The organism is uncultured Microbulbifer sp. (assembly GCF_947504145.1).
In the GTDB taxonomy this organism is placed as follows: domain Bacteria; phylum Pseudomonadota; class Gammaproteobacteria; order Pseudomonadales; family Cellvibrionaceae; genus Microbulbifer.
Genome location: NZ_CANNGQ010000004.1, coordinates 469,747 through 495,213, shown reverse-complemented (window position 1 = coordinate 495,213; position 25,467 = coordinate 469,747). Strand labels below are relative to the sequence as shown.

The 25,467-nt window shown below is 58.3% G+C and carries 18 protein-coding genes; 6 read left to right on the top strand and 12 right to left on the bottom strand.

Annotated elements, in window-relative coordinates; translation table 11 throughout:
* Position 1 precedes the first annotated feature (1 nt).
* The 3 genes from Q1A74_RS15405 to mnmG all read right to left on the bottom strand — a co-directional run bounded on the left by Q1A74_RS15405 (position 2) and on the right by mnmG (position 3,572).
* Positions 2-823, bottom strand: a complete 822-nt coding sequence (locus tag Q1A74_RS15405; RefSeq protein WP_299598161.1) for a ParA family protein — start codon at positions 821-823, stop codon at positions 2-4.
* Between the two features lie 210 nt (positions 824-1,033).
* Positions 1,034-1,678, bottom strand: coding sequence for a 16S rRNA (guanine(527)-N(7))-methyltransferase RsmG (rsmG, locus tag Q1A74_RS15400; RefSeq protein WP_299598158.1), 645 nt, complete (start codon positions 1,676-1,678; stop codon positions 1,034-1,036).
* Between the two features lie 4 nt (positions 1,679-1,682).
* Positions 1,683-3,572, bottom strand: a complete 1,890-nt coding sequence (gene mnmG, locus Q1A74_RS15395; RefSeq protein WP_299598156.1) for a tRNA uridine-5-carboxymethylaminomethyl(34) synthesis enzyme MnmG — start codon at positions 3,570-3,572, stop codon at positions 1,683-1,685.
* Between the two features lie 800 nt (positions 3,573-4,372).
* Between mnmG and Q1A74_RS15390 the strand changes: the two genes are divergently transcribed.
* On the top strand, positions 4,373-5,548 hold the full coding sequence (locus tag Q1A74_RS15390; protein WP_299598153.1) for an MFS transporter: 1,176 nt from the start codon (positions 4,373-4,375) through the stop codon (positions 5,546-5,548).
* A gap of 58 nt (positions 5,549-5,606) precedes the next feature.
* On the opposite strand, the gene mnmE is transcribed toward Q1A74_RS15390, so the two are convergent.
* From mnmE to rpmH, 5 genes are all read right to left on the bottom strand, one after another.
* Positions 5,607-6,980: a tRNA uridine-5-carboxymethylaminomethyl(34) synthesis GTPase MnmE gene (mnmE, locus tag Q1A74_RS15385; protein WP_299598149.1), complete on the bottom strand. Its 1,374-nt coding sequence runs from the start codon at positions 6,978-6,980 to the stop codon at positions 5,607-5,609.
* 83 nt (positions 6,981-7,063) lie between these two features.
* Positions 7,064-8,746 carry a membrane protein insertase YidC gene (gene yidC, locus Q1A74_RS15380; protein ID WP_299598146.1) on the bottom strand — a complete coding sequence of 561 codons (1,683 nt, stop codon included), beginning with the start codon at positions 8,744-8,746 and terminating at the stop codon, positions 7,064-7,066.
* 13 nt (positions 8,747-8,759) lie between these two features.
* On the bottom strand, positions 8,760-9,023 hold the full coding sequence (yidD, locus tag Q1A74_RS15375) for a membrane protein insertion efficiency factor YidD (RefSeq protein ID WP_299598143.1): 264 nt from the start codon (positions 9,021-9,023) through the stop codon (positions 8,760-8,762).
* A complete protein-coding gene (gene rnpA, locus Q1A74_RS15370) occupies positions 9,020-9,502 on the bottom strand; it encodes a ribonuclease P protein component (protein ID WP_299598140.1) in 483 nt (160 codons plus the stop codon). The genes yidD and rnpA overlap by 4 nt, the downstream gene beginning before the upstream one ends.
* Before the next feature lie 44 nt (positions 9,503-9,546).
* Positions 9,547-9,681 (bottom strand): 50S ribosomal protein L34, encoded by a 135-nt coding sequence (gene rpmH / locus Q1A74_RS15365; protein ID WP_066959759.1) that lies wholly within the window; start codon positions 9,679-9,681, stop codon positions 9,547-9,549.
* Between the two features lie 632 nt (positions 9,682-10,313).
* Between rpmH and dnaA the strand changes: the two genes are divergently transcribed.
* From dnaA to gyrB, 4 genes are all read left to right on the top strand, one after another.
* Positions 10,314-12,023: a chromosomal replication initiator protein DnaA gene (gene dnaA / locus Q1A74_RS15360; RefSeq protein ID WP_299598133.1), complete on the top strand. Its 1,710-nt coding sequence runs from the start codon at positions 10,314-10,316 to the stop codon at positions 12,021-12,023.
* A gap of 102 nt (positions 12,024-12,125) precedes the next feature.
* Entirely contained in the window at positions 12,126-13,235 is a 1,110-nt protein-coding gene (gene dnaN / locus Q1A74_RS15355; protein ID WP_299598130.1) for a DNA polymerase III subunit beta, read from the top strand.
* Between the two features lie 146 nt (positions 13,236-13,381).
* Complete coding sequence (gene recF / locus Q1A74_RS15350; RefSeq protein WP_299598127.1) at positions 13,382-14,488, top strand: DNA replication/repair protein RecF; 1,107 nt, start codon at positions 13,382-13,384, stop codon at positions 14,486-14,488.
* Between the two features lie 104 nt (positions 14,489-14,592).
* Entirely contained in the window at positions 14,593-17,013 is a 2,421-nt protein-coding gene (gene gyrB, locus Q1A74_RS15345) for a DNA topoisomerase (ATP-hydrolyzing) subunit B (RefSeq protein ID WP_299598124.1), read from the top strand.
* Positions 17,014-17,140: 127 nt separating this feature from the next.
* On the opposite strand, the gene Q1A74_RS15340 is transcribed toward gyrB, so the two are convergent.
* The gene (locus tag Q1A74_RS15340; RefSeq protein WP_299598122.1) at positions 17,141-17,608 is read right to left on the bottom strand and encodes a GNAT family N-acetyltransferase; all 468 of its coding nucleotides are present in this window, start codon (positions 17,606-17,608) and stop codon (positions 17,141-17,143) included.
* Between the two features lie 254 nt (positions 17,609-17,862).
* On the opposite strand from Q1A74_RS15340, the gene Q1A74_RS15335 reads away from it, so the two are divergent.
* Complete coding sequence (locus Q1A74_RS15335) at positions 17,863-20,046, top strand: TonB-dependent receptor (RefSeq protein ID WP_299598120.1); 2,184 nt, start codon at positions 17,863-17,865, stop codon at positions 20,044-20,046.
* 46 nt (positions 20,047-20,092) lie between these two features.
* Here the strand turns inward: Q1A74_RS15335 and Q1A74_RS15330 are convergent, their stop codons facing one another.
* The 3 genes from Q1A74_RS15330 to gmhB all read right to left on the bottom strand — a co-directional run bounded on the left by Q1A74_RS15330 (position 20,093) and on the right by gmhB (position 25,466).
* Positions 20,093-21,271 carry a class I SAM-dependent rRNA methyltransferase gene (locus tag Q1A74_RS15330; protein ID WP_299598117.1) on the bottom strand — a complete coding sequence of 393 codons (1,179 nt, stop codon included), beginning with the start codon at positions 21,269-21,271 and terminating at the stop codon, positions 20,093-20,095.
* A gap of 200 nt (positions 21,272-21,471) precedes the next feature.
* Entirely contained in the window at positions 21,472-24,399 is a 2,928-nt protein-coding gene (locus Q1A74_RS15325) for a S8 family serine peptidase (protein WP_299598114.1), read from the bottom strand.
* Positions 24,400-24,917: 518 nt separating this feature from the next.
* Positions 24,918-25,466, bottom strand: coding sequence for a D-glycero-beta-D-manno-heptose 1,7-bisphosphate 7-phosphatase (gmhB, locus tag Q1A74_RS15320; RefSeq protein WP_299598111.1), 549 nt, complete (start codon positions 25,464-25,466; stop codon positions 24,918-24,920).
* Position 25,467: the final 1 nt, after the last annotated feature.

The following is a 25,467-nucleotide window of genomic DNA, read 5'->3' as shown; positions in this document are numbered from 1 at the left end:
ATTAAACCGCTTCCGCTACTGGGCGGGGGCCACTGTTTGGATTGCTGTTGTTCTGGTTGGCCGCGGCGTGGCGGCGGGTGATTTCACCGGCGAGGGCCAGGTAGGCGATGGCGCCCTTGGAGCTGCGGTCGTACTCCAGTGCCGGCTGGCCAAAGCTGGGGGCTTCCGCCAAGCGCACATTGCGAGGGATGCAGGTGCGGTACAGGCGGTCGCCAAAGTATTCATTGAGCTGATCGGACACATCGCTGGTAAGGCTGTTGCGCGGGTCGTACATGGTACGCAGGATGCCTTCGATCTTGAGGTTCGGATTGGCCGCCTGCTGCACCTGGGTGATGGTGTCGATCAGGGAGGACAAACCTTCCAGTGCGTAGTACTCACACTGCATCGGGATCAATACGCCGCCAGCGGCACACAGAGCGTTGACCGTGAGCATGTTCAGAGACGGCGGGCAGTCGATGATGATGTAGTCGTAATCTTCGCTGATATCGGCCAGCGCCAGGCGCAGACGGGATTCGCGGCCGTCCATTTCCAGCAGTTCCACTTCGGCGGCGGACAGGTCGATATTCGCCGGCATCAGGTCGAAACCGCTGGCCGTGGGCACGATGGCCTTGCGCGGCGGCAGCAGACTGGCCAGTACGTCGTAACTGGACAACTGCAACTCGCTCTTGTCTACACCGCTGCCCATGGTGGCATTGCCCTGAGGGTCCAGGTCGATCAGAAGCACCCGCTTCTTGTTGGCCACGAGGGACGCGGAGAGGTTGACGCAGGTGGTGGTCTTGCCGACTCCACCTTTCTGGTTGGCTACCGCAAAAATCTTGCTCAAGGTTCTGGTCCTGTTGTTCCCGGTGGCGCATTTTCCTGTGGCCTGCCGGGCTCGCCGCTAGGCCGGTTTCTCCGGGAGGCGCGGCAGCAAAAGCGCACTCGCGAAGCATTGGCCCGGTGCGCTGGTGGCGAATTTCAATTCAGTATCTGGTGGCGCCAGATGGTGCTTTCGCGGTGACCATCTCGGCTCGCTGGCCGGCAGACTGGCGGTTTACACCGCGCGAGTGAGGACGATCAGATGGCGCTCTGCGTCACAGCCCGGCACTCGCAGGGCGTGCAGTTGTTCGACCTTAATGCCTTTTGGCAATGCACTCAACTCATCTTCCGGAATCTTGCCTTTCATCGCATAGAATCGGCCACCCGGAGCTAGCAAGTGCTCACTTCCAGAAACCATGTCGGCAAGGGACGCAAACGCCCTGGACACGACCCCGGCATAGCGGGTGTCCGGCTGATAGGCCTCCACCCGCTGATTGACCACGTTGATATTCGCAAGCTTCAGCTGGCTGGCCACCTGAAACTGGAAGCGGGACTTTTTGCCATTGCTGTCCAGCAGGCTGATGGGGCGCTCGGGGTGGATGATGGCCAGCGGGATGCCCGGCAGTCCACCACCAGACCCCACATCGATCAGCGGCGAGCGGTCTTCATCACTGGTGCCGCACAGGTTTACCACGCTCAGGCTGTCGATGATATGACGCTCGAGCATCTCCGCCGGGTCGCGCACCGCAGAGAGGTTGTACGCGCTGTTCCAACGGGCAAACAGGTCGAGGTACGCCAACAGCTTGTCTTGCTGTTCGTCAGTGAGGTTCAGATCCAGCTGCTCAGCGGCCTTCTGCAGGCGGGGGCGGAATTGCTCCATCGGCTCAAACCGCCTTTTTGCGGCTCAGCAGGCCGCGCTTTTTCAACTGAATCAGCAGTAGGGACACCGCCGCCGGTGTGACACCGGGTACACGGCCGGCCCGAGCCAGGGTATCCGGGCGGGCGTCGCTCAACTTCTGGATCACTTCGTTGGACAGTCCGGAGACCGCGGCATAATCGAAGTCTACCGGCAGAGGGGTGTCTTCGTAGGCCTGCAGGCGTTCAATTTCGTCGCGCTGACGGTCGATATAACCGGCGTACTTGGCTGAAATCTCTACCTGTTCGGCAACCCACTCATCGCGCACCGGTTCTCCGCTGAGGCCGGCGATATCAACGTACTCCAGCTCCGGACGCTTGAGCAGGTCCTGCAGGCTGTACTCTCGCGCCAGCGGCTGCGGCAGCTTCTGCTCCACGGTTTTCGCCGCCTCCGTCCCAGGCTGTACCCAGGTTTCTTTCAATCGCTGTTGTTCGCGCTCGATGGATTCGCGCTTTTCGCAGAAGGCCGCCCAGCGGTGGTCATCTACCAGCCCCAGCTCTCGGCCGGCCTCGGTCAGGCGCAGGTCCGCATTGTCTTCCCGCAACAGCAGGCGGTATTCCGCGCGGCTGGTGAACATGCGGTAGGGCTCTTTGGTGCCGCTGGTGATCAGGTCGTCCACCAGCACGCCCAGATAGGCCTGGTCGCGGCGCGGAGCCCAGGGGTCTTTGTCCTGGGCCGACAGGGCGGCGTTGGCCCCAGCCAGCAGCCCCTGTGCGGCAGCCTCTTCGTAGCCGGTGGTGCCGTTGATCTGGCCGGCGAAAAACAGCCCGCCGATAAATTTGGTTTCCAGCGACGGCAGCAGATCCCGCGGGTCGAAAAAATCGTATTCGATGGCGTAGCCCGGACGGGTGATATGTGCGTTTTCAAACCCCTTGATCGATCGCACCAGGTTCATCTGCACATCGAACGGCAGGCTGGTGGAGATCCCATTGGGGTAGAGCTCGTTGGTGGTCAGACCTTCCGGCTCGATAAAAATCTGGTGGCTGTTTTTGTCCGCAAAGCGGTGCACCTTGTCCTCGATCGACGGGCAATAGCGCGGGCCAATACCCTCGATAACCCCGGAGTACATGGGCGAGCGGTCGAGGCCGCCGCGGATGATGTCGTGGGTCTGCTCGTTGGTATGGGTGATCCAGCAGCACACCTGTTGTGGGTGCTGCTCGCGGCTGCCGAGATAGGACATCACCGGCAGTGGCTGATCACCCCACTGCTCCTCCAACCCGGAGAAATCCACCGAGCGCGCGTCGATGCGCGGCGGGGTACCGGTTTTCAGGCGCTCCACCCGGAATGGCAGTGCACGCAGACGCTCGGCGAGGGCGATCGACGGGGGGTCGCCAGCGCGACCACCGGAGTGGTTATCCATGCCGATATGGATGCGACCGCCGAGGAAGGTGCCGGCAGTAATCACGACAGTCTTGCCGAGGAAGCGCAGCCCGGCGTTGGTCACGACACCGGTAACCCGCTCGTTCTCGACGATCAGGTCATCGGCGGCTTGCTGGAAGATATCCAGATTGGGCTGATTCTCCAGGATATTGCGGATGGCCGCCTTGTACAGGGCCCGGTCCGCCTGGGCGCGAGTTGCGCGCACGGCAGGCCCCTTGCGCGCGTTCAGCACACGAAACTGGATGCCACCGAGATCGGTGGCGGTAGCCATGGCACCACCCAACGCATCGACTTCTTTGACCAGATGGCTCTTGCCGATGCCGCCAATGGCCGGATTGCAGGACATCTGCCCCAGGGTTTCGATGTTGTGGGTCAGCAACAGCGTGCGGCTCCCCATACGCGCTGCGGCGAGACACGCTTCGGTACCGGCGTGTCCGCCGCCGATCACGATCACATCATATTGCGTTGGGTAATCCATAGGGTTGCGCTCAGGGGCCGTTGGCGTGTTGTGGTGGTGAAGCCGAAAGTGCTGCGGTTGGTCGTGGCAAACCGCAGCGGGGAAAATTCGGCCGCACATTATAGGGCCCAAGAGCTGTGCAAAAAAGCGGCATTTGAAAAATCATTTTTCGCTGCTTTTTAACGACATGATTAAAGTTATACATATTGTACGTATATGTATGTGTTTATATTTATAGTAATTATTAGAGGGGGTGGTTTTTATGTATAGGTGCATAAATCCCTTATAAAACAGTAACTTACGGCAATGATAAGTACCCCTTCAACCCCTGCTTTTACGAGGGTATAAGCGCGGTACACCGCTGTGGACAGACGGGATAACTTTGGCTGTTTCATCGCGACTCCCGACTTGTCCCCGTTTCCGTACCGGTTTTGATGACCATTTCCCCATAGGTTTGTCCACATGCGCCGCAACAACAGGAGCGTTCGCTCTAAATTGTGAATAAACCTGTGGGTTGGCGGGATAAATTGCTGTGCACCAGTGTTGGATAGGTGGTCCATCTGGATAACCTTGTGGATTATTGTGGGCAACTCTTGTGGTCTGGGTGGGGGCGGGCTGTGTTTCGTTCGCGTTAGATGGATGTGGGCTGGCGGAAACGGAGCCAGAAAGTCCTATGGCAGGCCGGGTTGCGGCTCGATAAATTTATCGAGCCAACATAGAATGCCGCGCATCAACCTGTCTTTCCTGCCTACTTCTTGTTCTCTCGGTCTGTTTTCCGGGAGGATCGCCGGAAGAATCTTTTGTCCGGGAGCCTTTTTTCTGTGGTATCGAACAGTCAATCTCAGCCGGTAAACCCCTGGGTGCTTTACGGTGGTTTGGTGCTGATGGCGGCCTGTCTGCGCGCGCCGGTTACCGGGGTCGGGCCTCTTATCGGGACCTTGCAGCTGGAGCTGGGCCTGAGCGCGTCCACGGCGGGACTTCTTACAACCTTGCCACTGCTGATGTTCAGTGCAGGTTCTCTGTGTGCGGCTGCCATGGCGCGCCGCTGGGGGCTGCGGGCAACCATTTTTGGCGCTTTGCTGGCGATTGCGGCCGGTATCCTGCTGCGCTCGGCGGGATCGGTGGTGGCATTGTTTGCCGGCACCGCCGTCATCGGCGCCGGTATTGCTCTGGGTAATGTGCTGTTGCCCAGCCTGGTGAAATCGGACTTTCCCCAGAACGTGTCCCGAGCGACCAGCCTCAGTGGTATTTCTATGGGCACCGTGGGGGCGCTCGCGTCCGTTTGCGTGGTACCCCTGGCGATGTGGTTGGGGTGGCAGCTGGGTTTGGCGGCCATCGTCTTGGTGCCGCTGGCCGCTATCGGTGTCTGGTCGTTGCGGGCTGCGCCCCGGGGTGCGGCGAACACGGCGGAGCGGACCGGTGGCGCTCTCTGGCGATCTCCGCTGGCGTGGCAGATTACTCTTTATATGGGGTTCAATTCCCTGATGTTCTATTCCATGGCCAGCTGGTTGCCGGCGATTCTTGCCGATGCGGGCTTTTCGCCGGTTGCGGCGGGAACCTTACACGGGGAGATGCAGTTGGCATCGGCGCTGCCGGGGCTGTTTCTGGGGCCGGTGATCGCCCGTTTTAGCGATCAGAAGCTGATGGCAGTACTGATGGCGCTATTGATGACCGGTGCGCTGTTGGGATTGCTGGTCCACCCGGAGTGGGCGGCACTGTGGGTGGCGGTGTTTGGTTTTGGCTCCAGCGGCTGCTTTTTGCTGGCCATCATGTTTATGGCGTTTCGCACCCACAGTAGCGGGCAGGCGGCGAGCCTTTCGGGGATGGCGCAGTTTCTCGGATATTTGCTGGCGGCATCCGGCCCCACACTGGCCGGTGGTCTGCAGGAGCGCTGGGGGAGTTGGCAGGCGCCGCTGTTGGCGGGGATCGCGGTAACACTGCTGATGGCGATCTGCGGCGCCTTGGCCGGGCGCGACCGCAAGATGGCCATCGGGTAGGCGGGATCGGGCGGCGTCGGTCAACAGCTCGGCCTCACGCCAGAATCGGTTTGTACGGTTATTTGCCGATACAGAAGCTGCCAAAAATCTTGCCAAGTAGCTCATCGGCGGTCATGGCACCGGTGATCTCCCCCAGTGCCTGCTGGGCCTGTCGCAGATCCTCCGCCAGCAGTTCACCGGCGCCACTCGCATTCAGCTGTGCCTGACCTTCCACGATAAACGCGCGCGCTCGCGCCAGTGCATCCAGGTGGCGGCGCCGAGCACTGAAAGTCCCTTCGTTTCCAGCCTGATACCCCATGCACTGTTTCAGGTGCTGCTGCAGTGTTTCGATACCGGCACCGGTCACCGCGCTGATCGCCACAATCGGCACGCCATCACTGTGTGCCTGTAATCCGGCGGTGTAGTCCGTGAGGTCGATCTTGTTGACCACCAATGTGAGCTTTTCTGGATCCGGCAGCTGGCGGGTAAAGTCCGGCCACGCCTGCTCCGGGTCGAGGCTGGTGAGCTCGGCGGCATCGACGACCAGCAGTACGCGGTCGGCACTGCGTATCTCACTCCAGGCGCGCTGCATCCCGATCTGCTCCACCTGATCCGGGGAGTCTCTGAGCCCCGCAGTGTCGGCAATGTGCAGGGGCATACCGTCGATATGAATATGTTCCCGTAGCACGTCCCGGGTGGTGCCAGCGATGTCAGTGACAATCGCAGTATCTTTTCCCGCCAGTGCATTCAGCAGGCTGGACTTGCCGGCATTGGGTTTTCCGGCGATGGCCACCTGCATGCCCTCGCGCATGATGGTTCCCTGGCGTGCCTGGGCCTCCACCGCGTCCAGTTGAGTGAGGAGGGCATCAACATCCGCCGCTACTTTGCCGTCGGCAAGAAAATCGATTTCTTCTTCTGGAAAATCGATCGATGCTTCGACATAGATACGTAAATGTATAAGTTTCGTGGACAACTCTTCGATTTTTTCGGAAAAAACACCCTGCAGTGAGCGCAGTGCATTCTGTGCGGCTTGTGCACTTCCGGCATCGATAAGGTCCGCAATCGCTTCTGCTTGCGCCAGATCCATCTTGTCATTCAGGAATGCGCGCTCGGAAAACTCTCCCGGTCGCGCCTGGTGAGCCCCCAGTTCCAGCAGCGCAGACAACAGCGTATCCAGGATCACCGGGCCGCCGTGGCCCTGTAGCTCCACCACGTCTTCGCCGGTAAACGAGTTGGGGCCGGGGAAAAACAACGCCAGCCCCTGGTCCAGCAATTTCTCTTTGTGGGTGAAATCGCAATAGTGGGCAAAGCGCGGTTTGAGTGGCTTGCCGCTGAGGCGCTCACCAATCTCCCGGGCCTTTGGGCCGGACAGGCGGATAACGCCGATGCCGCCGCGACCGGGTGGCGTGGCGACAGCAACAATGGTGTCTTTGCTCGGGCTTTGCTGGGACATGCTTTGAGTTTATCCAAAAGTCAGATAAAGGAAGGGCCGCGTAGTGCGGCCCTTGGGTTTGCAGGTGTTAAACAACCTTAAAGCTACTTGCTCGCAGCCTCGACCTGTTTGTTGATAAACCAGGTCTGGGCGATGGAGATCAGGTTGTTCGCAATCCAGTAGAGTACCAGGCCGGCCGGGAACCACAGGAAGAAGAAGGTCATCATGATTGGCATCAGCTGCATGATCTTCGCCTGAGTTGGATCGGTGGGCTGTGGCTGCAGCTTCTGCATTAACCACATGGAGGCACCCATGATCACCGGCAGAATAAAGTAGGGATCTTTTACCGAAAGGTCGTGGATCCACAGAATCCACGGCGCGTGGCGTAATTCCACGGTCTCCATCAGCATCCAGTAGAGGCCGATAAACACCGGCATCTGCAACAGGATAGGCAGACAGCCCCCCACCGGATTGATTTTCTCCCGGCGGTACAGCTTCATGGTTTCTTCCGCCAGCTTCTGACGGTTGTCTTTGTACTGCTCCTGCAGCTTCTTCATCTGCGGGGCGAATTTGCGCATGCGCGCCATGGACTTCAGGCCCGCGGCAGACAGTGGGTACAGTAGCGCTTTGATGAATACGGTCAGCAGGATGATCGACCAGCCCCAGTTGTCCACCAGGTGTTCGTGGATCCAGTTCAATACCCGGAACATGGGCTTCGCCAGCCACCACAGCCAGCCGTAATCTACCGTCAGGTCGAGGTAGGGGGAGATTTTCTCCAGGCTGAACACGTCTTTGGGGCCCGCGTAAAATTGCGCTTCAACAGTGCCCTGCTGGCCCGGCTCGATACGCAGTTGTGGACTGGTAAAGCCCATGCTGTACAGGCCGTTGCCGATGGGCTGCAGGTTGAACGTATTGCGCTCCTGCTGATTGGGTACCCAGGCACTCAGGAAATAGTGCTGCACCATCGCAACCCAGCCACCTTCGATCGTCTCGCTGGTGGGCTTTTTGGCGATATCCTCGAAATCCTGTTTGAAGTAATTCTCTTCACTGGTGTGCAGGGCTGCGCCGAGGAACGGGGCCATGCCCAGGCCCACGTCGACCGGTGGCTCCAGGCTGTCGCGTACTATCTCGCCACAGATGCCGGCGAGCAGCGGTTTACTGCGACCGTTGTCCACCAGGTAGGATACTTTGACCAGGTAGTTGCCGCGGGTGAAAGTGAAGCGCTTGGTAAAGCCGATGTCGTTCTGGCTCTGCTTCAGGTCGACGGTCAGCGTGTCGCTTCCTTCCTGCAGGGCGTATTCACTGGCGTCGCTGGAGAATGCCGGGCGACCGGCGGAGCAGTTGCCCTGGCCACCCACGAGGCCGCTCTTGGCGACATAGGTGTGGCTGCGAGTGCGGTTGAGCAGAATCAGCGGGCGATCCGGGGTGTCGATTTTCTCGTAAAACTCGCGCAGTGCGACCTTGACGATGTCACCGCCGTTGGGGTCGATCAGCACGCTCAGGGTGTCGGTTTTTACACTGATCAGTTTCGGCTGGCTGGTGGCTCCAACCTCGGGAATGGCACCTTCGGGAAGTTCATTGCCATTCTGACTCCCACTGTGGCTGCCGTTGCTGCTCGCCTGGGTGTCGCTGCTCGGCAGCGTTTCCGAGTCTGCGGACTGGCTGTGCACCACGGTTTTCTGATCGAGGGCGGGGGTGTGCTGCTCTTCGAAAGCATTCCACTGGTAAACCAGGGCCAGTAGGACCGCGGCGATGCCGCCGACCAGCGTGTAGCGTTGCCAATCCATTATGTCGATAGCCTTATTGCGGTGGCGGAGTCTCGTCGACCGCCGGAGTTTTTAATTGTGCGCGAACGGGGGGAACGTGATCCAGACCGCCGGGATGCCAAGGATGGCATTTTATAAGGCGGCGCAGGGTTAAATAACCCCCTTTCCAGAATCCGTGGGTTTTTAATGCATCTTCTGCATAACGGGAGCAGGTGGGGTAGAAACGGCATTGGTTGCCTACCCAGGGGCTGGCGATCAAACGGTACAGATGGATCAGCTTGATCGCGAGCCAGGTCACGGGGTCCCCCCCGGCGCTTTCGCTGCTCCCGGTTTGCTTTCGTTACCACTTCTTTTTTTTCCGCGGCGCGGATTGCGTGGCCGCTCTGATCCACGATCGTCCGCTTGCGGGTTGCGCGCCCGCTGATCCAGTTTCCGCCACAGCTTGTTGAAAATCTTGGTCAGTGCGGCATTGTCCAGATCGCCGGCGCCCCCGCGGGCAAGCACCAGCGCGTCCAGCGGAAACAGCTCGTGTTGTCGCAGGCGAAAGGTTTCCCGGGCAATGCGCTTTATGCGATTGCGGTCGGTGGCGTTGCGGACGTGTTTTTTGGCAATGACGAGACCGAGCCTGGGGTGTTCCAGCTCGTTCGGGCGGGCGAGGATCAGGAATTGGGGCTGCGCGGCGCGAACCGGCGCAGAATCAAAAACGGCGCGATACTGCGCCGCTTTGAGCAGCCGCAGCGGCTTTGCGAATGCGAAGTCGCTGCGTGGGCACTGCATAATAATTCAGTGGCAAATATAAGGTTGCTCGCAATGCGGCAATCTTAGGCGCACAGAACCTTACGGCCCTTGGCGCGGCGACGAGCCAGAATTTTACGACCGTTTTTGGTGGCCATACGGGCACGGAAGCCGTGGTTGCGCTTGCGCTTCAAGTTGCTGGGCTGAAATGTACGTTTCATGGTGTTACTACCTGGAGTTATGTCCGGGAGTTATGTCCTGGAGCTTGCCTGATTCGGTACCGCTTGCGGCAATAGCCCGTTGCGGCTTGCCCATTTGGGCTGATTTCGGAGCGGGCTATGCGCTGCGAAGGCGGCGGATTGTATAGAAAGAAACCAGCCAAAGCAACGATATCGTGCGCTTCTCCGCCCGGGAACCCGGTATTTTTTGTGGGGGCAGGCTGTTGTCATCCCGCCGGCCTGCCACCTTCCTTTATTAGGTGCGGGAGGGGTGGTGGGTTGGCGTAACCGCGCACTACTGCGGTGGGAGCGGGCGCCATTTTCTCAAGCCATTGTATTGTCAGGAGTAATCGCGAAAGTGCACCGGTTTACCCCAAGGTATCCACAGGTCTCTGTGGATAACTGGGGTTTCTCAGTGCGCTTCCCTCGATTAATTTCTGCACAAGTGTTTGATATTACAAGGCTTTCCTTTCAGAAAGTTGTCCCCAATTCAGGGTTATTTGTGGATAACCCCCAGTGCAACGGATATACTAGCCGCCTTCTTTTGGGGTGTAGTCCGGGGCCTTTGGGGCAGCAGCTTGCTGGCAGGCTTACTCGGGCGCAGTCGCACCTCGATCCGTCTTTTAGGGGGTTCCTTGTCTGATTCCGTTTGGAAGCAGTGCGCCGCTTGTTTGCAGGATGAGCTGCCGCCGCAGCAGTTCAGTACCTGGATTCGGCCGCTGCGCGTCAGTGACGACAGTTCCGAAGGGGAACTGCGTCTGGTGGCGCCCAATCGCTTTATTCTCAACTGGGTAAGCGACAAGTTTCTCGATCGTATTCGCGAGTTGGTGCAACAGTTTGCCGGTCGTTCACTGCCGGTGGAAGTGGTGGCGCTGGATCGCCGCACCTCCCGCTTCCGCCGCAGTTTCGGTGGTACTGAACCCGCGCCGCAGTCGGTGGGGTATCAGCGTCATTCGTCAGCCGGCTCTGCTCAGCCCGGTTCCGGTGGTGGGTTTGGTGGCCCTGGGGACTATCCCGGTGCCAGCTCCAGGTCTCCGGTGCCTGCGGCGCACAGTGCCGGCGGCAGTTCCCATTCCAATACCAATGCCGGGGTGATGCCGGGCGGTAGCTTTGGCGACGGGGGTGGCGTTCATTCTCGCTCCTCCAACACGTCTCACGCTCGTGTACCACAGGATGTACAGCATCTCGCGGCAGAAGAGGCGGGTGTTGATGCCCTGACGCCCGCGGAGAGGCTTCCTGCCGACTTGCACTCTTCGGCTCCCCCGGTGCCAAACAACGGCGCTGGCGGGCAGCGCAAGGTTGAAGTGGAGGGCGCAATCAAGCACGGCAGTGCCCTTAATCGCGGTTTCACTTTTGCGTCGTTCGTTGAGGGTAAGTCAAACCAGTTGGGGCTGGCTGCGGCTCAACAGATCTCCGACAACCCCGGCGGCGCATACAACCCACTCTTTATATACGGCGGTGTTGGTCTGGGTAAGACTCACCTTATGCACGCCGTAGGTAACGCCCTGGTAGATCGCAACCCCAACGCGAAAGTGGTGTATCTGCACTCTGAGCGGTTTGTGGCGGACATGGTGAAAGCCCTGCAGCTGAACGCGATCAGCGATTTCAAGCGCTACTACCGCTCCGTGGACGCGCTTCTGATTGATGATATCCAGTTCTTTGCCGGTAAGGAGCGCTCCCAGGAGGAGTTCTTCCACACCTTCAATGCGCTGTTGGAAGGCGGCCAGCAGATCATTCTCACTTGCGATCGCTATCCCAAGGAAATCGACGGTCTCGAAGAGCGCCTCAAATCCCGTTTTGGTTGGGGGCTGACCGTGGCGGTAGAACCCCCGGAGCTCGAAACCCGCGTGGCGATTTTGATGAAAAAAGCGGAGCAGGTGGGTGTGGACCTTCCCCACGATTCCGCATTTTTTATCGCCCAGCGCATTCGCTCCAATGTGCGGGAGCTCGAAGGGGCGCTGCGTAGGGTGATTGCCAACGCGCAGTTCACCGGCCGCGCCATTGACGATATTCTGGTGCGCGAGGCACTGAAAGATCTGCTGGCGCTACAGGATCGGCTGGTGAGTGTGGATAATATCCAGCGGGTGGTTGCGGAGTATTACAAGATCAAGGTGGCGGACCTGCTTTCCAAGCGCCGCAGCCGTTCCGTAGCGCGTCCGCGCCAGGTGGCTATGTCTCTGGCCAAGGAGCTGACCAATCACAGTCTGCCGGAGATTGGCGACGCGTTCGGCGGCCGGGATCACACAACGGTGCTCCACGCCTGCCGCAAGATCCGCGAGCTGCAGGAGTCCGATGGGGATATTCGCGAGGATGTGCGTCTGCTCACCCGCTCCCTGACTACGTGATCATTAATAAGAGTTTGATAACTAACGAATTTTTGCGCGAACGGTGTGTTTTGTTTGCGCTGGAAGAACCAGAAAGACCTAACTGAGATCAAGGCGATAACTATGAAATTCAGCGTAAGCCGCGATGCCCTGGTAAAACCGCTGCAGCTGGTAGCGGGCGTGGTAGAAAAGCGTCAGACCCTGCCGGTGTTGGCGAACGTGCTACTGCAGCTACAGGGGCAGGAGCTGTCCCTGACTGGTACCGATCTCGAGGTTGAGATTATCGGCCGCCTGCAACTGGATCAGCCCGCAGAAATGGAGGGGGAAGTTACGGTTCCCGCTCGCAAGTTGCTGGATATCTGCCGCTCGCTGCCCGATGGATCGGAATTGAAGTTTGAGCGAGATGGCGAGCGCCTGATTTTGCGCAGTGGTCGCAGCCGGTTCCAGCTGTCCACGCTGCCTGCCAGTGATTTCCCGAACCAGGAGGAGACCAGCGCGCAGAGCCGTTTTACGATTTCTCAGCGGGAAATTCGCCGTCTGATCGAGGCCACAGGCTTCGCCATGGCGCAGCAGGATGTGCGGTATTACCTGAACGGGCTGTTGTTGGAGTGTCGCCCGCAGCAGCTGCGCGCGGTGGCGACTGACGGGCACCGTCTTGCGCTGTGCGATCGCGACGCACCAGGGCTTAATGTAGAGTCGCCGATTCAGGCTATTGTGCCGCGCAAGGGCGTTCTCGAGCTGGGTCGCCTGCTGGAAGATACCGATGCGAGCGCCGAGGTGGTGCTCGGCAACAACCATATTCGCGTAAATAGTGGGCCTTTTACCTTCACTTCCAAGCTGGTTGACGGCAAGTTCCCGGATTACGAGCGTGTTCTGCCGCGCGGTACCGGCAATGAAATTTTTGCGGACCGGGTTGCGCTGCGCCAGGCGTTCCAGCGGGCGGCCATTCTTTCCAATGAAAAATATCGCGGTGTGCGCCTGCAGCTTTCCGAGGGCATGTTGCAGATTGTGGCAAACAACCCGGAACAGGAAGAGGCGGAAGAGCAGCTGGCGGTGGATTACCACGGCGATCCGCTCGAGATCGGGTTCAACGTGGGTTATCTGCTCGACGTGACTGCCGCGATTCACAGTGACCAGATTCGTGTGGGCCTTGGTGATGCCAACAGTAGTGCACTGTTGCAGCAGCCTGAGGAGGGCGACGCGGTGTATGTCATTATGCCGATGCGTCTTTGATGGCTCGCCTGTTTGTGGGGATTGGCAACGGGATTTCGTATCTTGATTTGCTACGTTAACGGCCTGTTTGGCCTCGTTGAGACCGCTACCTCGGAAGGGTGGCGGTCTTTTCGTATGGGGTATGCGGTTTTTGCCGGTGGATCTCTATGGCTGTGACCAGGCTGGCCCTCGCCAGTTTTCGCAATATATCGAGCGCGGACCTTCAGTTGGCGCCGGCAGTGAATTTATTCTGCGGTGCGAATGGCAGTGGTAAAACCTCATTGCTGGAGGCGGTACACATGCTGGGTACCGGGCGATCCTTCCGCTCTCGGCAAAGCCAGACCGTGATTCAGTATGAACAGGAAGCGCTGACTGCGTTCGCGCGGCTTGAGGGCGGCAACACGCTCGGGGTGGAGAAGCGCCGTGACGGTCAGGGGCGTATTCGTATCAACCAGTCGCCCGCTGAAAGTAGCTCTCAACTGGCATCCTGCTTGCCACTGCAGGTGATTAACAGCGAAAGCTTTGCTGCGCTGGATGGCGGACCTGGTATCAGGCGACAGCTGCTGGACTGGACCGTGTTCCACGTGGAACATTCCTACAGCACGCACTGGAAGGCCTATCAAGGTGCATTGAAGCAGCGCAATGCACTGCTCCGTCGTGGTAAAATCGACCCTAATTTACTGTTGCCGTGGGATCAGCAGTTGGCAGCCAGCGGCCAGATAGTCGATACGCTTCGTAGGAAGGTATTTGAGCGGCTATACGGTCTTTTCAAGGCTCGGTTGCAAGAGTTACCTGAGGCGGTATTTGGTGCGCTCGATATCCACTATCGCAGCGGTTGGAAAAAGGAATCTAGTCTTGCTGAAGCCCTTCAGACAGCGCTGGAAGCCGATGTCGCACAGGGCTTTACCCGTGTTGGCCCGCATAGAGCGGATATACGGTTCGTGATACACGGGCAGCCTGCCCACGCGGTTTTATCACGTGGGCAGCAGAAAATGGCGGTATGTGCGTTACGTACCGCGATGGCGGCGGCGGTGGCTGAAGCACAGCGGCAGCGTCCCATCTTTCTGGTAGACGATCTTCCGTCTGAGCTGGACGAGGGTAACCAGGAGCAGTTTGCGCGCTGGGTCAGCGATTGTGCCAGTCAGGTACTGGTTACTGGTATAGATCATCAGATGACGGCTCGTCCGTGGTTACAGCTACCACATCCGTGGAGTGAGCCAAGATTGTTCCACGTGGAACATGGCACTGTGAGCCCAGTGGCTATTGAGCAATAGCCGCCGAGGCCTGACAACCAGCCAGGCGCTGGGCGTAGTGCCGGAAAGAATTCAAAACTCAGAGAATAAGGCCAGGCGACAGTCGGCGTTAATGGAGCAACAGAATGTCGGAAGAGAATAACTACGATTCCAGTAGCATCAAGGTACTAAAAGGCCTGGATGCGGTGCGCAAGCGCCCGGGGATGTATATCGGCGATACGGACGACGGCACTGGCCTCCACCATATGGTGTTCGAGGTAGTAGATAACTCTATTGACGAAGCGCTCGCCGGTCACTGCGACGAAATTCGCGTGTCCATCCACCCGGATGAGTCCATCAGTGTTTCGGATAACGGCCGCGGTATTCCTACCGAAATACACTCGGAAGAGGGCGTGTCTGCTGCCGAGGTGATCATGACCGTGCTCCACGCCGGCGGTAAATTCGATGACAACACTTACAAGGTATCCGGCGGCCTCCACGGCGTGGGCGTATCCGTGGTAAATGCTCTGTCAGAAGAGCTTAAACTCACCATTCGCCGCGGTGGCAAGATCCACGAACAGGTTTATCGCCACGGTGTGCCCGACGCGCCACTGACTGTTGTGGGAGACTCCGAAACCACCGGTACCGCAGTCCACTTCAAGCCCTCCGCAGACACTTTCACCAATATTGAATTCCACTTTGAGCAGCTGGCCAAGCGTCTGCGCGAACTGTCGTTCCTTAATTCCGGTGTGCGTATCGTGCTGCGGGACGAGCGCAGTGGCAAAGAGGAAATCTATGAATACGAGGGTGGTCTGCGCGCTTTTGTCGAGTTCCTGAACCAGAACAAGACGCCGATTAACAAGGTTCTGCACTTCCAGAACCAGCGGGAAGACGGTATTGCCGTGGAAGTAGCCCTGCAGTGGAATGACTCCTTCCAGGAGAATATCTACTGCTACACCAACAATATCCCCCAGCGCGACGGTGGTACCCATCTGGCCGGTTTCCGCGCTGCCCTGACCCGGGGGCTGAACAACTACATTGAGAAAGAAGGGGTCGGCAAAAAAGACAAGGTCAGCACCACCGGTGACGACGCCCGCGAAGGCCTGACCGCGATAATTTCGGTGAAAGTGCCGGACCCGAAATTCTCCTCCCAGACCAAAGACAAGCTGGTTTCCTCGGAAGTGAAACCTGCCGTTGAGCAGGAGATGGGTATCTCGTTCAACGACTACCTGCTGGAGAACCCACAGGAAGCCAAAGCCGTTGTGGGCAAGATGATCGACGCCGCACGCGCTCGTGAAGCGGCGCGCAAGGCCCGGGAAATGACCCGTCGTAAGGGTGCCCTGGATATCGCGGGCCTGCCCGGCAAACTGGCGGACTGCCAGCAGAAAGACCCGGCGCTTTCCGAAATTTACCTGGTGGAGGGTGACTCCGCCGGCGGCTCAGCCAAACAGGGGCGGGATCGCCGCACCCAGGCGATCCTGCCGCTGAAGGGTAAGATTCTGAACGTAGAAAAGGCCCGTTTTGACAAGATGCTGTCCAGCGCAGAAGTGGGCACCCTGATTACCGCACTGGGCTGCGGTATCGGCAAGAGCGAGTTCAACCCGGACAAGCTGCGCTATCACTCCATCATCATCATGACGGATGCGGACGTGGATGGTGCGCACATTCGCACCCTGCTGTTGACCTTCTTCTTCCGCCAGATGCCGGAGCTCATCGAGCGCGGCCATATCTTTATCGCCCAGCCGCCGCTGTACAAGATCGGCAAGGGCAAGCAGGAGCAGTACCTGAAGGACGAAGCGGCACTGACCCAGTTCCTGACCAATGCTGCTCTGGAAAGCGCCACACTGTACGTAAACCCCGAGGCACCAGGGTTGTCGGGTACTGCACTGGAGTCTCTGGTGAAAGAGTACCGCGCGGTGATGGCCACCATCGACCGTCTGTCGCGCCTGTACCCGGAAGAAGTCCTGCAGAGCATGGTGTACCTGCCAAGCGTCAAACCGGAAGACCTGCAATCTGAAGAAGCTTTGACCAAATGGACGACCAAGCTTCAGGATCTGCTCGAGCAGCAGGGAGAGGGCGGCGGCCGTCGCCACCGGGTTTCCATTACCGAAGATACCGAGCGCAACCTGTATCTGCCGACCATTGATATTGTGGCCCACGGTGTCAGCAGCCGTTATACCGTCAGCCACGAGTTCTTCGAGTCCGCCGAATATCGCTCCATCTGCCAGCTGGGTGAGAAGATGCAGGACCTGCTGGAAGAGGGCGCGTACATTCAGCGCGGTGAGAAACAGCAGCCGGTGAACAGTTTCCCGGAAGCGCTGAGCTGGCTGATGAACGAGAGCCGTCGCGGCTACAGCATCCAACGCTATAAAGGTCTGGGTGAGATGAACCCGGAGCAGCTGTGGGATACCACCATGAATCCGGAGTCCCGCCGAATGTTGCAGGTAACAGTGGAAGACGCCATTGCCGCAGACCAGATCTTTACCACCCTGATGGGAGACCAGGTGGAGCCCCGCCGGGAGTTTATCGAAAGCAATGCGCTGTCGGTCGAAAATCTCGACGTTTGATTTGGCAATAACATTGCACTAGAAACAGCCCGGGACGCGACGCGTCCCGGGCTTTTTTACAGGTGCGATCGAATACAGATTTTTACGTCTATTTCTTCCTGGCCAATATTAATCTTGCAGCCAGCAATCAGGCTACCCGGCAGTTCATTACAATCTCATCCTGATTCGCTGCCTGATTGAAGGTGCGTTCGCTCTCCGAAAACCCGTGCTGCTGCAGGAAATAGCGCCCGCGCAGGTTCTCTTCCAGTACACAGGTCTCAAGCTGGATACGGCCGAATTTAGCCTGCTCCATTAGCTCGCTACCCACACCGCGACCCTGCTCCCCAGGGGAAACGAAAATCGTCTCCACCCGCAAATTGTCGCTGATGGTCACCAGTCCCTCCGCAAAGTCACTGCCCGGCCGCGTATAGACCCAGTGGTTCTCACCTGAGGGATTTGCCCCACGGGCACGGAGCTGTGCCGTGAGCTGACGGCGGAGGTCCTTGGCCTGTCCCATCCAGAATCGTACCGGCAAGCTGGGATGGCTGCTGCAGGCCAGGTGCAGCCAGAGTTGAGAAAGGCGTTCAATGTCGGATTCCTGAAGCGGTCTCAGCATAGTTCTAGGCTCCGAATGACAACGGATGTAACGGCCCATAGTAGGCTCGGCCGATGTCATCTCAAACCGTACCGCGAGAAGACCAAGACAGACACTGGTGAGGCTAGTTGCCGCAGAAATCAAAACCTCTCGATAATTATTTCTTGTACATACGTACAACTAAAAGTCCAGTCATTTACTGACAAAGAACGCTAAATAAAATACAATCGTTCTCATTACAAATATTAATTATAGGATTGGACTAAGGAGAGCCAATGGCCCGTTTTCACCTCACTCCACTTTCCCTGGCGTTGATCGCCGGCCTGAGCGGCAACGCCGTCGCCGCCGACAAAGCAGAGTCACTGGAGACCATCTCGGTGCTGGGTAATAGCGAGGAAATCCGCAAATTGCCGGGTTCTGCACATCTGGTCAGTGCTGAAGATCTGGAGAAGTTTGAGTTTGTCGACATCAACCGGATGATGCGCGCGGTCCCCGGTGTGTATCTGCGTGAAGAGGATGGTTACGGGCTGCGTCCCAACATCGGTATTCGCGGTGCAGACGGCGGCCGTTCAGGCAAGATATCTTTGATGGAGGACGGTGTACTGGTTGCCCCGGCACCTTATTCCGCGCCGGAAGCCTACTATTTCCCCACCGCCGGCCGCCTGAACAGTATCGAAGTGCTGAAAGGCCCGGCGACCCTGAAATACGGCCCGTTTACGGTCGGCGGTGCAGTGAACATGATCAGTACCCCGATCCCGGAAACTACCGCTGGTAGCGTACAGCTCGAGGCCGGTCAGTACGGCGAAAACCGCCTGCACACCTACTATGGCGACAGCACCGAAACGATGGGCTGGTTGGTGGAAACGCACCAACAGCAAGCGGACGGCTTCCGTGATATCGACCGCGCCGGCAGTGCAGATATTGCCAAGGAAGACTATCTGGTAAAGGGACGAGTGAACTCTCCGGAAGGCACCAAGTACCCACAGCAGCTGGATATCAAACTGCAGTACTCCGAAGAAGAATCCGGTATGAGCTACCTCGGGCTCACCGATGCTGATTTCGCGGCAGACCCGAACCGTCGATACGGCATCAGCGCGCTGGATGAAATGGAGAATCGCCACAGCACCGTTCAGTTGAACCACAGCATTGCGCTGAGTGACAGTTTTAGCCTGAACACACAGGCCTACTACAACAAGTTCAAACGCGACTGGTTCAAGGTAAGTCTCGGTGGGCTGATTGCCGATGCCAACGACGGTGATGCGAATGCCCAGGGTATCCTCGACGGCACCGTGGACCATGACTTTGGTATCAAGCACAACGATCGCAACTATGTCTCGCGCGGCGTGCAAGTAAGCGCTAACTGGCAATTTCAGACCGGCACCATCGATCACGATCTGGAATTCGGTGTGCGCAGCCACTACGACGAAATCGACCGCTTCCAGCCGGTAGAGAACTACAGCCAGATCGACGGCGAACTGGTGTTTCAGGGCATCAGTGATCCCGGTTCCAGTGACAACCGCATTGGCGAAGCCGATGCCACATCCCTGTTTGTATACGACCAGATCCAGTTCTCCGACGCCCTGGCACTGACCGCCACCCTGCGTTACGAGGATATGGAAACCCGTCAGCAGCGCTACAACGATGTAGATCGTACCGAAAAAGGCAGCAATCGCGGCAACTCGCTGAGTGAGTGGCTGCCCGGTCTGGGCGCCACCTATACGATCAGTGAATCAATTACCCTGCTCGCCGGTGTGCACCGCGGCTTTGCGCCTCCCGGCAGCGGATCTTCCGATGGCGAAGCCGGCGATCTTTCCACCAACTACGAAGGTGGTGTGCGCTTCGACAACGGCGACCTGCAACTGGAACTGATTGGCTTCTACAGCGACTACGAAAGCACCGTGCAGAACTGCTCCGTTGCTGTTCCCTGTGCCAATGGTGACGACAGTGGCAGCTACGCACTGGGAGAATCTGAAATTCAGGGGTTGGAAGCAACGCTTGCCGGCCAGTGGGCACTGGCCAACGGCTGGCTGATTCCATTGCAGGCAAGCTACACCTACACGGATGCGGAAATCAGTAAAGACAGCCTCGAGTTTGTCAGTTCCGGCGGCGTGGATGGCCTGGCGAAAGGCGACAATTTTGCCTATTTGCCTGAGAGCGTCTTTGCGGTAACCACTGGAATTGACAGTGGCGCCGAGTGGCGCGTCAATCTCACTGCCGCCTATCAGGACGACATGTGTGTGGATAACAGTTGCAACCGCGGTGCCCCCGATCTGTTCAGCCGTACCGACTCCCTGTGGGTAATGGATGCCGCCGCCCACTACGATTTCAGCGGCGATCTCGCTGGCTATCTGAAAGTGGATAATCTTCTGGACGAGCAGGCCATTATCAACCGCGCGCCGGACGGCGCCCGAGCCAATCGACCGCGCACGGCGTCTGTGGGCGTGACTTACCGCTTCTAAGAAGCACATAAAAAACCCGGCAATTTGCCGGGTTTTTTATGCCGGTTTACGCACTGAGGTGCACAAAGTGCGCCTTCAAATAACGGGTTTCCGGTATCGCCGGGTGAATAGGGTGATCCGCACCCTGGCCGCCACTGCCGATGATGCTGATGGGTTTTTCCAGGTGCCGACCCGCACCGCGCAAGATCTCCAGCAGAGTATCTGATTCCAGGTGCATGGAGCAGGAAGCACTTACTAACAGGCCGTTTTTCTCTAACAGGCGCAATGCCAGTTCGTTGATATGGCGGTAGGCTGACTCGCCAGATTTCTGGTCTTTGCGCCGTTTGATAAACGCCGGTGGGTCCAGCACGATGGCGTCGTACCGGTGTCCCTCAGCGATCAATTCTTTCATCGCATCGACCGCCTTGCCCTGAATAGTAACCAGGTCACTCTGACGGTTATTCAGTGCGGCATTCTCCTCGCACCAGTCCAGCGCTTGTGCGGAGGCATCCACGCAGGTCACCTCACTGGCTCCGTGAGCGAGTGCTTGCACACCCCAGCCGCCGGCATAGGAGAACAGATCCAGCACCTTGTGACCTTTGACCCATTGATTCAGGCGTGCGCGATTGTCCCGGTGATCGTAGAACCAACCGGTTTTCTGTCCCTCGTAAACCGGCGCCAGCAGTGCCACGCCGTTCTCTTGAAAGGGCGCCATCTGCGGAACCTCACCGTGGGCGACTTCGCACACTTCTGGAAGTTCTTCCACCTTGCGGCCCTGGTGGTCGTTGCGCAGCAGAACACCGGCGGGTTGTACCAGTGCGATCAGCGTATCGACGATTTCCTGTACCAGGTTTTCCATGCCCCAGCTGCTGATCTGTACCACCAGATAGTCGCCGAAACGATCTACCACCAGACCGGGCAGCCCATCCGAATCGCCATACACCATCCGGTAACTGGGGTGGGGAAAGTAGCGCTCGCGCAGTGCCAGTGCCGATTCCAGCCTGCGCTTCAGCATCTTGGTGGTGAATGGACTCTTGCGCGATACCAGGCGGGCGCAAATAAGCTGGTTGGGATTGGTCAGCGCGTAGCCCAGGCTTTTCCCTTTGCTGTCGAGAATTTCGCACTGGCTACCGGGCTCGATACCTTTGAGCGGACTGCGGCCGGTATCCACCTCGTTGCTGTAAATCCACAGGTGGCCGAGCTTGAGGCGCCGCTCGGCGCGGGGGTTCAGGATGAGTTGTTGCACGGTCCGGCTCCAGATTGACTGAGGTATTGCTGAGAATGTATTTCGGGGCGCCATTGTTGGTATCTGATGCGTGGAATACAAGCAAAAACAGAATGTGTGAAACCATCGATCCACCAACCAGTTAACCATAGCGAATACGGCAACAAAAAAGCCCGGTAGCGAAACGCCACCGGGCTTAGCGAACTCAATATTTGCGGAGATTAACGCGTATTGATAGACACTTCCGTGGTGCCAATTACACCCGAGTCACTCTCGTGCTGCACGATGCCGAGCGCGCGAGTGCCGCCACTCAGCCCCATCCATTCGAGATGCAAGACTCCATCACCGCCAACGGTGGCATTGGCGGGGCCATCCAGTTGTGTGTTGCCACTGTCACCCTGGAGGTTGAAGTTAAACAGGGTGTAGGGGGTCGGTCCGGGTGCCGATGCGTAGTCCACAACGAACACCGCATAGAGGCCGGGTGCCGGGTTCACCATATCCACCTGCTCCGCAGACGTCGGTGTGCCGCTGGACCCGACTAATGGGAAACCTGCCACATCCGGTCCGAGCACCTGCAGGTCCAGATCGTCGGAGCCGTCCCCAGCGCCCACGTCCGCATCGAAAAGTGCGACGCGACTGAAGCTGGTTCCCTCGGGCACCTCAAAAAAGATGAGGTCGTCGGCACCATCTTCAACGGCACCACCGAAAGGCAATCCCTCCGCTACACCATTGATGGATGCGCTGTAGTTACCGTCATAGCCAAACGCGAGTGGAATCTCCAGGCTGCCCGCAGTGCCTGCTGCGCTCATGGAAGACGCAACAGAAATCGCTACCGGTTTCACCGCGATGGGGCTGCGTACTTTGCGGAAGCCCTGAGACCAGCTCAGTGCACCAAATGCCCACTGATCCGTGGCCGCTTCCGAAGTTGCGGTAAAGGTTACCTGGTAGCTTGCCGACTCGCCTTCTTTCAAGCGCAGAATACGCGGCGACACCTGAACGTCGATTCCCGCCGGCGCTTCCACTTGGGCCCAGTACCAGCGAGTACCTTTCTCTACGCTGGTCACGCGGCGGGTAATCGTCTGACTGCCTACCAGTTCGGCGATCCCGATGGATGGTAGGTTCAGGTCCGACGAATCGGTGGAATAGCCCAGACCTTCCAGGGCGTCACAGTCCGATGCAGGCAACAGCGTCGGCTGCAGTTCTGCACCGCACAGGAAGGCAAAGTAATCCAGCAGGCCAGCGTCATAGACCAGACCGGGGAAGAAGGCATTGGCCGGTTGAACCATGCCAGCGCCGATATCAAACGGGTCCGCCGCTTCATCACCAAAGGACTTCTTCATATCCTGACGCGCGGTGGTCATCAGCGCTGAGCGTGCCATGGCTGGTGTCCAGTCCGGGTGCACCTGCTTCAGCAATGCCATCACTCCGGCAATGTGCGGGCTGGACATGGAGGTGCCACTCAGGGCGCCAAAGGTCTCGCCGCTGCCCACTGGGGAAATGCCGGCAATAATCCCGACCCCAGGTGCAGTGATATCGGGCTTGATGATGTCTGGTGCACCAGCGTTGGCGCCGCGGGAAGAAAAACCGGCGGTGCGATTGTCGCGAGGAACCTGAATATCCGGGCTCAGACTGCCGGCTGTATCGCTCGCCGCTGCCAGTGCCGCGCCATCCGGGTGACGGATCATGATCCCGGGGATGGTAGTGTCCGGTGCTGACATAGTGATCGGGTCGATGCGATCCGGCGCCGTGCCGTCATTGAACACCACGATCGCGCGGGCACCGGCGGCAGCCGCCTGGTTGTACTTGTCGCTAAACGCACAGGCACCGCGAATCACCAGCGCAATTTTCCCTTCCATGGCAGCGGCGTTGGTGAGTGGCGTACATCCGTCGAGGGGTTCGGCATTCACCACGTCCGACGCAATCGCGCCGGTATCAGAAAGCTGCACCGGGCCAGAGCCTTGCAGGCCTTCCAGAATACCGGCGAGTTCGGACGGTGCCGACACTTCAAGACCGGTACCAAAACTCTGGTTGTCTTCGGCGGCACCGACGGCAGTAATCCAGGGTACACCGGATGGTGTGCCGATCGTTTCACTGCCCGGGCCGGAGTTGCCCGCAGACGTTGCGACAAAGACACCGGCGTCGGCGGCAAACAGGAAGGCAATATCATCCGGACCGTTGAACAGGGTGCTGGCACCGCCTACGGAGAAGTTGATCACATCCACACCGTCGGCAACGGCTTGATCGATGGCCGCCATGGAGTCCGATGAGAAACAGCCGCTGTCGTCGGGGTTGGGTGCATCCCAACACACCTTGTACACGGCAACACGCGCGCGCGGTGCAACACCACTCAGGGTGCCGGTGGCTTCGCCGTTCATCATGCCTTCAACACCGTAGTTCCCCGCCGCCGTGGTGGCGGTATGGGTGCCGTGGCCGTCTGCATCCCGCGCAGAAAGGAATTCATAGTCGGCCAGCGTGTTCACGGAAAGAAAGCCGTCGGAAAACGCCTGCGCCTTGACGAGTTTGTTGTTGCAGTCAAACGGGAGGTCGGCGGCATTGAATTCGGTATTGCCAAATTCACAGCCAGTGCCGGTAAAACTTTCCGGCACCTCGTCGTAAATAATCCGACGGCCGCGATGACCGCGCTTCGGCGTGCGAGTATTTTCGAGGCTCGGGTGCTCTGGATAAATACCGGAGTCAATCACGCCGATCACCACATCTTCACCGGTGGCTCCCAGCAGCCAGGGTCCGGGCGTTCTGTCGAGCCCGAGGTAGCTGTAAGTCGAATTGGTCTGGGGCTTCATCAGCTGATCCTCCCAAACACCGAGCACATCTTTGCGATCGCGCAGCAACTCCGCCTGCTTGGCGGTCATCTGCGCGGCGAAACCGTTGAACGCTACCTGATAATCGTGCACCTTGCGCGCTCCGGGGATCGCGTCCAGCGCCTGCTGTCGGCGCTCGGAGAGAAATGCACGGTAGTTTTTTATCGCACCGCTGGAAAAATCCAGTCTGGTGTTGCGCGATGGTTTGGTGGCTGCGAGGCCCTGAATATTTCCCTCGTAGGCGATCAAGGGTTTGTCTGCCAGCTGAACGATGTAGGTTTTCTTCTTTTTTTCGGCCGGCGCAGGTAGTGAACTCTCGCTATCTGCCAATGCGGATATGGAAGTAGTGCATAGAAGAGTGGAAAGTATTGCCGAGAGTGTGGCACCGAAAATAGCGCCAACAGGTTTTCCCCCCAGACGTCTCGCGCGAGACCTGGATGTACGCAAAAAACTCATAGAGTTGCCCCGTAAAAAATAGACCGGCACCCGGTTTGCTTTTGGCAAATGGTGGCCAGTGGTTCCGTAAGATAGGCGGAAAAGATCGAGACGGAGCGAACCGGAAGAGCATTCTGCTGGTGGTAACCAGTACAGCGAAGCCCGAGTAATAAGGTCGTTCCGTAACCTCTGATCCTCTCTTTCCTTCAAGAAAGGAGCGTGGCGCGTTGTTGTTTTTCTTCCGTGAAGAACGCGGCACAGGATCCCTCTATATGGTTTCTACGGAAACCAACTCGGTGAGGCAATACGCTGGCGTGAATCGGATTATTTAGTGAGAAAAAAGTCGGGGAATTCACAATACTGTCGCAAAACTAATCGCGAATCCCGAGAAAAGACTGGTACGTCTGTACGGTTTATTGCAAAGCGAAATCCGCAAAGCCCGACAGATCGTCAAATACTGCAGTAGATATTAATTGGGGATCGGGGTTTTCTATCAATGACAGCAGGGTCTGTCCACCACATCCGGTTTTCACTAATACCGGCTTGCAACCTTTGGCGACAGCACACTGAAGGTCGCTGATACGGTCGCCCACAAAGTAACAATCGTGCAGGCTGGTATCGAATTCCGCTTCGATCACATCCAGCAGGCCGGCTTTTGGTTTGCGGCACCGGCACTCGTCTTCTTTGCGGTGCGGGCAGTAGAAAACTCCGGCCACCTCGCCGCCGGCGTCTTCCACCAGTGCGCGCAGTTTTGCGTGCATGGCTTCGAGATCGTCGAGGTCAAAGTGGCCGTGAGCGAGCCCGCATTGATTGGTGGCGACCACCAGCTGATGGCCGGCCTGGCTGAGGCGAGCCATGGCATCGATGCTGCCGGAAATGGGTATCCACTCGTCGGCGTTTTTTACATGATCGTCGCGGTGCTCGTTGATCACACCATCGCGGTCGAGAACGATAATAGCCATG

Coding starts and splice junctions, on each gene's coding strand:
- rsmG (WP_299598158.1), bottom strand. CDS start 1,678: ATGGAGCAATTCCGCCCCCGCCTGCAGAAGGCCGCTGAGCAGCTGGAT.
- mnmG (WP_299598156.1), bottom strand. CDS start 3,572: ATGGATTACCCAACGCAATATGATGTGATCGTGATCGGCGGCGGACAC.
- mnmE (WP_299598149.1), bottom strand. CDS start 6,980: ATGTCCCAGCAAAGCCCGAGCAAAGACACCATTGTTGCTGTCGCCACG.
- yidC (WP_299598146.1), bottom strand. CDS start 8,746: ATGGATTGGCAACGCTACACGCTGGTCGGCGGCATCGCCGCGGTCCTA.
- rnpA (WP_299598140.1), bottom strand. CDS start 9,502: ATGCAGTGCCCACGCAGCGACTTCGCATTCGCAAAGCCGCTGCGGCTG.
- rpmH (WP_066959759.1), bottom strand. CDS start 9,681: ATGAAACGTACATTTCAGCCCAGCAACTTGAAGCGCAAGCGCAACCAC.
- dnaN (WP_299598130.1), top strand. CDS start 12,126: ATGAAATTCAGCGTAAGCCGCGATGCCCTGGTAAAACCGCTGCAGCTG.
- recF (WP_299598127.1), top strand. CDS start 13,382: ATGGCTGTGACCAGGCTGGCCCTCGCCAGTTTTCGCAATATATCGAGC.
- gyrB (WP_299598124.1), top strand. CDS start 14,593: ATGTCGGAAGAGAATAACTACGATTCCAGTAGCATCAAGGTACTAAAA.
- Q1A74_RS15340 (WP_299598122.1), bottom strand. CDS start 17,608: ATGCTGAGACCGCTTCAGGAATCCGACATTGAACGCCTTTCTCAACTC.
- Q1A74_RS15335 (WP_299598120.1), top strand. CDS start 17,863: ATGGCCCGTTTTCACCTCACTCCACTTTCCCTGGCGTTGATCGCCGGC.
- gmhB (WP_299598111.1), bottom strand. CDS start 25,466: ATGGCTATTATCGTTCTCGACCGCGATGGTGTGATCAACGAGCACCGC.